The following is a 9936-nucleotide window of genomic DNA, read 5'->3' as shown; positions in this document are numbered from 1 at the left end:
CCCCAGCGGTCTCCGCGATTGTCGTGACAGGCGTTCCGGCTACGGAACGGTCGGCGGTCGCGTCGGGCCAGAGCATCCAGGACAGGAAGCCGAGGATCGCAACGGACGGCAGGCCGAAGCGCAGCAGCGGCGTCAACAGCGTTCGGGCGCTGCGACGGGACGACGGCGGTGTGGCGGGCCGGACCGCGTCGACCCTGGCTGCGTACAGAGCTGCTCCCTGCGCGGCGACCAGCTCGGGTTCCGGCGGCACGACGACGGGAATGCGCAGATAGCGCCGCAGAACCTCCTCGACGAGGGGGATGCGGGCACCGCCGCCGATGGCGACCACGACCTCGGGCGGGATCTCCGACATCTCGGTCAGATCGCGCAGGGCAATGGCCGACCGCTCGGCCGAGCGAATGATCTGCAGGTCCAGCATGCGCCGGTCCATCAACGGAAACTGGCCGTCGGACGTCTGCGTCGCTTCGTGCGAGGACAGTGCCTCTTTGATCTCCCGGCTGAAGGCCAGCAGCGACGACTCCTCGTCGTGAGTTCGCGGTTCGGCGAGGATGTCGAGCGTGAGGAGGTGATCACGAACGGCCAGGTCGATGGACATACCGCTGAGCTCCGCCGAACGGGTGGTGGCGTACACCGTGCCACTCTCGATATCGGCGACCGTCAGCTCGAGCCCGGTTGCCCCGAGGTCGTACAGCGCGACGGTGCGATACCGAAAGTCGGCGTCGGCGCGAAGCATCTCGACGGTTCCGGAGATCTCCGAGATGATGTGCACCTCGGAGACGTACTCCTCGACCAGCGCTGCTTTCAGGGCCTTGCTGTAAGACGGATCCGGGAACGCAACGCCCAGCGAGTGAGGCGCGTCGACACGATCGACGATGGCGCGGATGGCGTGCGCGACGTCGTCGGCATCAGGAACCGGGCCGGCCGACGGGAACTGCTCCACCGAGAACACCAGGCCGTCGGTGGTACGCACGGCCCGCACACCGTTCGAACCCATGGACATACCGACTGACGACACCATGTGCTCTCGCGGCCTCCCGTCCCCTGAGATAACGGCATCACCATACCGTCTCCGAGTTTGTTTCGAGACCGATAACCGACGCAGTGGCGTAAATGGGACCGACCGTCAGAGCGGAAGTTCGGTCTCGGTCAGGCCCGGGCCATCCCCGACGCGGCGGAACCACTCGCGGCCGAATGCGGATTCCAGCATGTCGTGCGGCATCTCCAGGAACGGTCCGAAATCGCCGACCTGGGTGGCGTGAGCCTCCATCGCCGCACGCTTGGCGTCCATCGCAGCGCTGACGTCGATCACCGTGGTGATCTCGGACTCCGGCAGGCCGAACGTCTCGACGTCCGGGGGAGTGTTCTCGTCGGACCAGTTGGGGTTCGCCTCCATCAGACGACGCATATGGTCCCGGTTGGTCGTCGTCTCGTACACGTGCCGCGTACCGGCGAGCTCGGCTGCGCGCAGTCCCACGAAATGGACCTTGATGTGGTCGGGGTGCCCATAGCCGCCATTCGGGTCGTAGATCGTCACGACGTCGGCGTTCTCCTCGGTCAGCACCGATGCGAGCTTTGCGGCCGCTTCGTCGACGTCGGCGTTGCAGAAGGCGTCGGGATTGTCGTTGTCGGCCGTGCCCGCCATACCCGAATCGGCGTAGTGCAGCATGACGACCCGGGCGGCCCCGAGGACCTGTGCGGAACTCGCCAGCTCGGCCTGACGGCGCTGAGCGAGAGTCTCGCCCTCGCTCAGGATGCCCTCGGGAAATTCGCCCAACGCGCCGTCGGTGGCCGTCACGAGCACGACTCGATGGCCCGCGTCCGCGGCGAGCCGCATGACGCCGCCGGTGGTGAAGACCTCGTCGTCGGGATGGGCGTGGAAGCAGACAAGAGTGCTCATCTGCAGAATGCTTGCACGTCGGTCAGCCTTGGTGTCGAGTGAGTCGCACATCGCCCAGGCTCAGCGACAACGCAAACACCCCGGCGACCACCACCCCGCCGACGGGAAACACCGTCCACGGCTGATCGATCACCGGACGGAAATCGGACTGATCGTCGTGGGCGTAAACGCTGCTGACGAACGACTCGGACGTCGACTGACCCGGGCCTGCATCGATGACGAGCCGGAGAGGTTCGGTCCTGTTGCCTGCCGGTGCCTGCCAGTAGTCGTCCACGACCGGGTTCGTCCACGAATCCACTGGAACGAGAGCTGCAGCCGAAGTTGGCTGCGGCGGCCACCTCGTCCACGCCGAGGCGGCGCCTGCGCCGAGGACGCCGCCAAGCACGAGCAGCAGAATGCACAATCCCGCCGGGGAATGCTGCCGCGTCGTCCGGACGCGCAGCCCTGCGTCGACGAGAAACGAGGCGACGAAGAGGGCGATCAGAACTCCGGCGATCACGAAATACACGGAAACGGGAAACCACCCGGGCCGGGCCGCGTACGAGTCCGTTTCACCGGGGACCGCTACGTGCCACACGACCGCGGCGCAGGCTCCGAGGAGTGCGCCCGCGCCTGCCATGACGGCCACCAGTGCGCGAGCGGATCGGTTGTTCACCGGGGCAACATATCGGACAGGCGTGCTTTCAGCTCTGCTCTGTCTATTTTCCCGGGACCGCGGGTGGGCAGGGCGTCGACGAGGTAGAGCTCCCGCGGAGCGGCAGTGAGGTCGAGGGTGCGTCCGACGTGATCGCGCAGCTCGCCGAGGGTGACCGTCTCGCCGGCGACGACCGCGACGACGACGCGTTCGCCGAGACGAAGGTCGGGGAGGCCTACTACGGCACATTCGCGGATCGCCGGGTGCGTGGCCAGTGCGGCTTCGACGACCTGGGGGACGACGGTCAGTCCGCCGGTGGAGATGGCCTCGTCGAGTCTGCCGAGGATGCTCAGGACGCCGTCGGTGACGGTGCCCGCGTCGTCCGTGCGGAACCATCCGGTGTCGGCGAACGCGGGGTGGGCCGGCATTCCTCGGTATCCGAGGGCAAGGGTGGCGCCGCCGAGGAGCACCCGGCCCGACTCGATGCGCAGCTGCGTGCCGTGGAGTGGCACGCCGTCGTACACGCATCCGCCCGCGGTTTCGCTCATGCCGTAGGTGCGCACGAGGGTGATATTCGCCGCAGTTGCGCGCTCGCGCAGAGGAATCGGGGTCGCTGCCCCGCCGAGCAGTACGGCGTCGAGCTCGGCGAGCGCTTCGACGGCTGCCGGGTCGTCGAGCGCCTTGACCAACTGCGTCGGCACGAGCGAGGTGTACCGGCGCCCCGACATCGAAGCAACCGCAGCGGGCAGAGCCGACGGGTCGAAGCCGGCGGACACGTCGAGAATCACCGGGTCGGTGCCGGCCAGCACACTGCGCAGCAGCACCTGCAGACCCGCGATGTGGTGCGCCGGCAAGGCAAGCAACCACGAACCGGGACCGCCGAGCCGATCGTGGGTGGCGGTACCGCTCGCGCGTAGTGCCGACGCGGGCAGCATTGCGCCCTTCGGAGTGCCCGTGGTGCCGGAGGTCGCGACGACGAGGGCGGCGCCTTCCTCGATGGCGGTCCCCGGCGCGAGAGCGTCACGCAGCCGCGCTGTTTCGCGGGCGTCCCACGACGGAACCGGAAGGACTGCCGGGGCGTCGCCGTCCAGTACGGACGCCAGCCGCGGCAACATTCCCGCCGCAGCTTCTCCCGCCGGGACCCTCAGTTCCTCGAGCACGTTCACGCCGGCAAGTCTAGGACGGCTCGGACACCAGCCCGCCTGCCGTGGGACAGTAGAACCGTGGACTTCGACGACGGACACGGCGGCGCACGCGGCGGAGACCGCGGCGTCGACGAGGCGGTGGCAGCCGCACTGTCGTATCTCGACTCGGTGGATCCGGCGTCGGCCGCGGATGCGCAGGCAGGGTGGGAGGGCCTTCGCAGCGTGTCCCCGCCGGGAGGCCCGACGCAGAATTCCGTTCAGACGTTCCTGTGGCAACACCTGCGCCTGCTCGTCGACGACGCGGACCGCGCTCGGGACGTCGCCCTCGCCCTCGCGGACCTGCTGGACCGTCTCGGCCACGCCCGGTATGCCGACATCGCCCGCAGCGCCCAGACGCTCCTGTTGCTGCAGGTCGACGACGAACCCGCGCGGCACAGGCTTTATCTGGACACCGTGGCCGGATCCGGTATCGGCCCCGAGGACACCGATCTGCTCACCTGGCAGGAAATACCCGAGGGGACCGAACGTGCGGTTGCGGACCTTATCGGCGAAACCCTCGAAGTAGCCACGGTCGCAGGCGAATTCGCGCCGAGGGACATGGGCGGTCCGCCGCTTCGCGAGCGTGCCGTCGTGACGAAGCGCCGCCGCATCACCGAGTCGGTGCTGCGCTCGGAGCGCGCCGGCGGGGTGCTGCTCGAACAGATCCTCGACCACCGCATCGCCTTGTGGACCCGGTACAGCCCTCCGCGCGCCGAGCTGTATCGCGACGTGGCTGGGCAACTGCACGACGCCGTCGAACCGGCGTACTCCTGCGTTCGGCGCCTCGAAGGCATGCTGGCCATCATCGGCGACGGCGTCACCCTCACCGACAGGGGCTACCTGTCCGACACCGTCGTGCAACGTGCGATAGGCGCGCTGTGGACACCGCGCGAGTGGCCTTTCCCCTCAGGTGAGGAGTTGGAGACGGTGCCGGTTCTGCGTGTCCGACGGTTACTGCAGCGGCTGGGACTGCTACGCAAGTACCGCGGCCGACTGCTGCCGACGACCCGCGCGAAGGGCATCAGTGCCGATCGGATGTGGTCGATTCTGGTGAGCCGGGCCGTGGGCACCGCGTATCACCCCGACACCATCGCCGCCGAAGTCGTTCTGGCCGACATAGCCCGCGGGTCCCGGCCGGTCGACATCGAAGACCTGCTCACCGAAATGCTCGACGCCGAGGGGTGGACCCACCGCGACGGCCCGGTGGCGTCGGACACTGCATCTTCGCTGGCCGACGACGTGCTGGCAGATCTCACCGCGCTCGGCGCATTCGCGTACGACGACGGCCATCGGGGTCGGTCCACAGCCACGCCGTCACCCGACGGGATTCGATTAGCGGCCGCTTTGCTTCGGCACCGATTGCTGCACACGCGACTTCCTTCGCTGTGAAAGGCGGCTAAGCTTGTCACGGCTGCCACCGACAGCGAGGCGGCCGCAGAACACGCTGGGAGGCGCAGGTGGACGACGATTCGGCGTCACCCAACCGCCGATCCCAAGTTCGTAGGCAGAGTGATTCCGCGCGGCGCTACTTGGACGTCGAAGCCACCACGCCTGCACTACGAACAACGGTCGAGCTCGCTGCACGCAGCGTCGGATTCGCCATCGCCCAACTCAACGTTCTCGACGACACCACGCAGTACACGCTGGTCAACGTCGGTGGTCCGCCGGTGTGGACGGTCGAGCGTTCCACCACGCTGTGCGACGACGTGGTCCGCACCGAGAAGTCCGCGGTGGTGACGCGCAACAAGATCGACGCCACCGTTCGGCAGCGCGACATTCTCGATCAGAACGGTATCGCCGCCTATGCGTCCGTTCCGTTGCGCGGGCGTGAGGGGTTGGTCGTCGGCTCGCTGTGTCTGCTGGACCGAATGCCTCGTGAGTTGAGCGCCGGCCAGCTCCAGGAACTCGAACAGTTCGGTTCGGTGCTCGAGGAGCAGCTGGACTTGCACCGCCGGATCGGTTCGAGCACCGCCAAACTCGACAGCGACAGCGACAACGACCTCGCCGGCGCGTTGTTCGCAGGCCAGATCGTGCCGTGGTTCCAGGCCGTGGTGGACCTGCAAACCGAGAACATCGTCGGGTTCGAAGCCCTGGCGCGCTGGCACCACCCCACCAAGGGGCTCGTATCTCCGGGCGACTTCGTGCCGTTCGCGGAGTCCAGCGAGCTGATCATCGACATCGACCTCGAAGTACTGCGGCTCGCGGTCGCGCAGGCGGAGTTCTGGCACCGCAGTCGGCCGGATCTGCGGCTCAGCGTGAACCTGTCGGGTCGACACCTCGCCCATCCCGACTTCGTGACACAGCTGCAGAAGGCGGTGGCGACCTCGTCGGTGCCGGCACGCTCGATCTCCCTCGAACTGACCGAGACGTCGTCGGTCACCGGCGGCCCGCTGATCCGACGGCACATCGACGACGTGCACGCGCTCGGTTTCAGGGTGCTTCTCGACGATTTCGGGTCGGGGTGGAGCTCTCTCGAACGTCTCGTCACTCTCGAACCCGACGGCATCAAGATCGACGGTCACCTCACGAGGTACATCGACACCGTGCGTGGGCGCGCGCTACTGCGCGCACTGTCCACCGTCGCAGCGGACCTCGGCCTGGTGATGGTCATCGAGGGCGTCGAAACCCGTCAGCAGGCCGACATCGCGCTCGAGCTGGGATGCGCACTGGCACAAGGGTTTCTATGGTCCCGGCCGCAGTCCGCTGCATCGGTTCGGCGCCTGCTGGCCGAGTAGCCGCGCAGCTCTACAGGCCCCGCGTGTCGCGGCGGAGTGGATGCTCGGCCGGAATTTCCACCAGCACAATGGCAACACCGTCGGGATCGCGGATCCACATCTCGATCAGACCCCACGCCTCCTGCTCGGCCGCGCGCTCGATCGCAATACCGCGGGCCTCCAATTCGGCGGTGGCGGCACCGATATCGCGCACCTGCAACCACAGTGCACCGTCGAAACGCTGCGGCGACCCCGAATTGCCGTGCGCAGCTACCTCGATGAGCGACTGGCCGGCGAACAACACCGTTCCGGCGCCGTATTCACGATGCACGGCCAGCCCCAGATCGTCTCGATAGAACGCGAGCGTGCGCTCGTAGTCGGCTGGACGCAGAATCGTTCGACCGCTCAGGATCTCCACGGCACCATCTCTATCACACGACGGTGCCGGGCAAGGTGGTCAGAAGTAGCGCGGAAACGGCGACCAGTCGGGTTCGCGCTTCTCGAGGAACGAGTCGCGGCCTTCGACGGCCTCGTCGGTCATGTAGGCCATCCGCGTCGCCTCGCCGGCGAACAACTGCTGGCCCACCAAGCCGTCGTCCTGAAGGTTGAAGGCGTACTTCAACATTCGCTGCGCCTGCGGCGATTTACCGTTGATCTTCGCAGCCCACTCGATCGCGACGTTCTCGAGTTCGTCGTGGTCGACGACGCGGTTGACGGCCCCCATCCGGTGCATCTCCTCGGCCGTGTACGTGTCGCCGAGGAAGAAGATCTCCCGGGCGAACTTCTGCCCGACCATCTTCGCGAGATAGGCGCTGCCGTAACCGCCGTCGAAGCTGCCCACGTCGGCGTCGGTCTGTTTGAAACGCGCATGCTCACGGCTGGCCAGCGTCAGGTCGCACACCACGTGCAGGCTGTGCCCGCCGCCCGCGGCCCAACCGTTGACGAGGCAGATGACGACCTTGGGCATGAACCGGATCAGTCGCTGCACCTCGAGAATGTGCAACCGCCCGGCGCGCGCCCTGTCGACGGTGTCGGCCGTCTCGCCGTCTGCATATTGATAGCCACTACGGCCGCGGATGCGTTGATCGCCGCCCGAGCAGAACGACCAGACGCCGTCCTTCGAGCTTGGTCCATTGCCGGTCAACAGAACGGTTCCGACGTCCGAGCTCACGCGGGCGTGTTCGAGGGCGCGGTACAGCTCGTCGACGGTGTGCGGCCGGAACGCGTTGCGAATGTCCGGGCGGTCGAACGCGACGCGCACCGTGTCGTCGGTGAGGTGCCGGTGATACGTGATGTCGGTGAGATCGTCGAAACCGGGAACGGGCTGCCACAGCGAAGGAGTGAAGGTCACCCGTTCCACGATAGTTCGCCCGCCGCGGGTTACGGTGCTGGCATGAGCGAACCGGGCCAGGACGACTACGAGCACCACGGCGGTTTTCCCAAGTACACGCCCGCCGAGGTCGGACCGGAGTACGGCCGACTGCTCGCCGCGCTGCGAACGCTGCAGGATTTGGCGGTCAGCACCGCGCCGACGCCCGAGGCCACCGCAGAGGCAGCGGATCGGGTCGAGGCGATCAACGCACTGCTGAAGCCTTTCGAAGTACCCGAGGGACAAGCGCCTGCCGGCCGAGTCATGTCGCTGCCCGGACGCGGCTCGCTGCTGATGCTGCCGTGGACCATCGAGAAGTTCGACGCCGAAGGGGTCCGCAGCCGCGGGGTGTTCCGACGCTTTCACCTCGGCGGCAACGCTGCCGCGCACGGCGGCACCCTGCCGCTGCTGTTCGACGACCTGTTCGGCATGATCCAGCACGCCTACGGCCGTCCCATCAGCCGCACCGCATACCTGCACATCAACTACCGCAAGGTGACCCCACTCGACACCGAACTCGTAATCGAGGGAAGCGTCGACCGCGTCGAAGGGCGCAAGACGTTCATCAGCGCAGAGCTGAAGGACGCCGACGGCAACGTTCTCGCCGACTGCGAGGCGTTGATGGTGCAATTGCTGAAGGGGCAGCCGTGAGTTCGACGGCGCCGACCCCGACGATCGACGAACTACTGGCCGATTCGCACGTTCTCTCGCTACCGATGCGAACAAGGTTTCGCGGCATCACCACCCGAGAGGTCATGCTGTTCCAGGGGCCCGCCGGCTGGGGAGAATTCTCGCCCTTCCTGGAGTACGACGACCGGGAATCCGCGTCGTGGCTTCGCGCCGGCATCGAAGCCGCATGGGATGGACCGCCCCAGCCGTACCGCGAACGCGTGCGCGTCAACGCCACAGTGCCCGCGGTACCCGCCCACGAGGTCCCCGCGGTACTGGCCCGTTACGCAGGCGTCGACACCGCGAAGATCAAGGTCGCCGAGAAGGGCCAGAGCGTCGCCGACGACGTCGCCCGTGTCCGCGCTGTGCGCGCCGAGATCCCGCGCGTGCGTATCGACGCCAACGGCGGCTGGTCCGTCGACGAAGCCGTCCACGCGCTCACGTTGCTGCTCGAAGACGGCGAACTCGAATACGCCGAACAGCCCTGTGCGACGGTCCCCGAACTCGTAGAGGTGCGTAAGCGGCTACCCGGCGTGCGCATCGCGGCGGACGAAAGCGTCCGGCGCGCCGAAGACCCGCTACGGGTCGTCCGGGCAGGGGGAGCCGACGTCGCGGTCGTCAAGGTCGCGCCGCTCGGCGGCATGCGCGCCCTACTCGAACTCGCTGGTGAACTCAGTGAATACGGCGTACCCGTCGTAGTCTCGAGCGCCCTCGACTCTGCGGTCGGAATGGCCGCCGGCCTCGCCGCAGCAGCCGCGATCCCGAAGCAGGAGTTCGCCTGCGGACTCGGCACCGGCAGCCTGTTCGAGACCGACGTCTGCGCGACGCCGGAACTTCTCGACGGCACCCTGCCTGCCCTCACCGCCGTGCCCGATCCCGATCGGCTGCAGGCCCTCGCCGCCTCCGCCGAGCGGGCGGCATGGTGGCGAGAGCGAGCCATGAGATGCTTCACCCTTTTGCGGTAGTCTTCCCCGGTTCGCACCTGAAAAAGAACCATCCGGGAGGAATTCGAAGTGGTTGCTGCACTGAAGGAATCGTTGCTCGACGAGTCGAAGCGCGATGTGCTCCGGTCCGACATCCTGGCGCTGATCGACGCCGAGGTCTCGGACAAGAAGGGCGCGAGCGGCCTCGCCGTCAAGGGCGGCTACGGCGCAGTGAAGAAGGTCGGCCCGTCGTACCTCGACAAGGCCGTCGAGGCTCTGTGGCCCGATTTCGTGGCTCAGCTCGACCCGTTCTGGCAGTCGTACAACGCGGCGCCGACCGGAACGTTCGCCGACTACCTCGTCGCCAACTCCGACCAGGTGTCCAATGCGCTTTTGTCGGTCACCGACTCGCGCATCGAGGACACCGACAAATCCGTCGTGAAGAAGTTCTACGGCAGCCTTCGCGGCTCGGCGCAGAAGAACGTTGCCGAAGCGCTTCCGCGTATCGGCGCGCTCGTCACCAAGTACGCAGCCTGACCTCATGGT

Annotated in this window: 11 protein-coding genes; 5 read left to right on the top strand and 6 right to left on the bottom strand. The window is 67.2% G+C overall.

Going from position 1 to position 9936, the window contains the following annotated elements; all coding sequences use genetic code 11:
• From WBQ44_RS08485 to menE, 4 genes are all read right to left on the bottom strand, one after another.
• Positions 1–970, bottom strand: a 970-nt coding sequence (locus WBQ44_RS08485) for a DUF7159 family protein (protein WP_495566266.1), incomplete at its 3' end; no start/stop codon positions are given.
• A gap of 153 nt (positions 971–1123) precedes the next feature.
• Positions 1124–1897: a PIG-L family deacetylase gene (locus WBQ44_RS08480; protein ID WP_495566265.1), complete on the bottom strand. Its 774-nt coding sequence runs from the start codon at positions 1895–1897 to the stop codon at positions 1124–1126.
• Between the two features lie 22 nt (positions 1898–1919).
• Positions 1920–2552: a hypothetical protein gene (locus WBQ44_RS08475; protein ID WP_495566264.1), complete on the bottom strand. Its 633-nt coding sequence runs from the start codon at positions 2550–2552 to the stop codon at positions 1920–1922.
• Positions 2549–3697 (bottom strand): o-succinylbenzoate--CoA ligase, encoded by a 1149-nt coding sequence (gene menE / locus WBQ44_RS08470; protein ID WP_495566263.1) that lies wholly within the window; start codon positions 3695–3697, stop codon positions 2549–2551. The genes WBQ44_RS08475 and menE overlap by 4 nt, the downstream gene beginning before the upstream one ends.
• 57 nt (positions 3698–3754) lie before the next feature.
• On the opposite strand from menE, the gene WBQ44_RS08465 reads away from it, so the two are divergent.
• Entirely contained in the window at positions 3755–5104 is a 1350-nt protein-coding gene (locus tag WBQ44_RS08465) for a hypothetical protein (protein ID WP_495566262.1), read from the top strand.
• A 68-nt stretch (positions 5105–5172) separates the two neighbouring features.
• Positions 5173–6450, top strand: a complete 1278-nt coding sequence (locus WBQ44_RS08460; protein WP_495566261.1) for a sensor domain-containing phosphodiesterase — start codon at positions 5173–5175, stop codon at positions 6448–6450.
• A gap of 10 nt (positions 6451–6460) precedes the next feature.
• Here the strand turns inward: WBQ44_RS08460 and WBQ44_RS08455 are convergent, their stop codons facing one another.
• Both WBQ44_RS08455 and WBQ44_RS08450 read right to left on the bottom strand, forming a co-directional pair.
• Positions 6461–6847: a VOC family protein gene (locus WBQ44_RS08455; RefSeq protein ID WP_495566260.1), complete on the bottom strand. Its 387-nt coding sequence runs from the start codon at positions 6845–6847 to the stop codon at positions 6461–6463.
• Between the two features lie 39 nt (positions 6848–6886).
• Positions 6887–7780, bottom strand: a complete 894-nt coding sequence (locus tag WBQ44_RS08450; protein ID WP_495566259.1) for a 1,4-dihydroxy-2-naphthoyl-CoA synthase — start codon at positions 7778–7780, stop codon at positions 6887–6889.
• Positions 7781–7822: 42 nt separating this feature from the next.
• On the opposite strand from WBQ44_RS08450, the gene WBQ44_RS08445 reads away from it, so the two are divergent.
• The 3 genes from WBQ44_RS08445 to WBQ44_RS08435 are packed head-to-tail and all read left to right on the top strand — an operon-like array spanning position 7823 to position 9927.
• Positions 7823–8449 (top strand): PaaI family thioesterase, encoded by a 627-nt coding sequence (locus WBQ44_RS08445; RefSeq protein WP_495566258.1) that lies wholly within the window; start codon positions 7823–7825, stop codon positions 8447–8449.
• Positions 8446–9432, top strand: a complete 987-nt coding sequence (locus WBQ44_RS08440; RefSeq protein WP_495566257.1) for an o-succinylbenzoate synthase — start codon at positions 8446–8448, stop codon at positions 9430–9432. The genes WBQ44_RS08445 and WBQ44_RS08440 overlap by 4 nt, the downstream gene beginning before the upstream one ends.
• A gap of 48 nt (positions 9433–9480) precedes the next feature.
• Positions 9481–9927 carry a DUF6918 family protein gene (locus tag WBQ44_RS08435; protein WP_495566256.1) on the top strand — a complete coding sequence of 149 codons (447 nt, stop codon included), beginning with the start codon at positions 9481–9483 and terminating at the stop codon, positions 9925–9927.
• Positions 9928–9936 lie beyond the last annotated feature (9 nt).

Origin of the sequence: Rhodococcus sp. (in: high G+C Gram-positive bacteria), from assembly GCF_049591685.1 — a bacterium.
Taxonomy (GTDB): domain Bacteria; phylum Actinomycetota; class Actinomycetes; order Mycobacteriales; family Mycobacteriaceae; genus Rhodococcoides.
This window is presented reverse-complemented; position numbering and strand designations above follow the sequence as displayed.

Excerpts from the sequence above, each read along its gene's own strand:
- WBQ44_RS08445 (WP_495566258.1), top strand. The coding sequence starts at position 7,823 with ATGAGCGAACCGGGCCAGGACGACTACGAGCACCACGGCGGTTTTCCC.
- WBQ44_RS08480 (WP_495566265.1), bottom strand. The coding sequence starts at position 1,897 with ATGAGCACTCTTGTCTGCTTCCACGCCCATCCCGACGACGAGGTCTTC.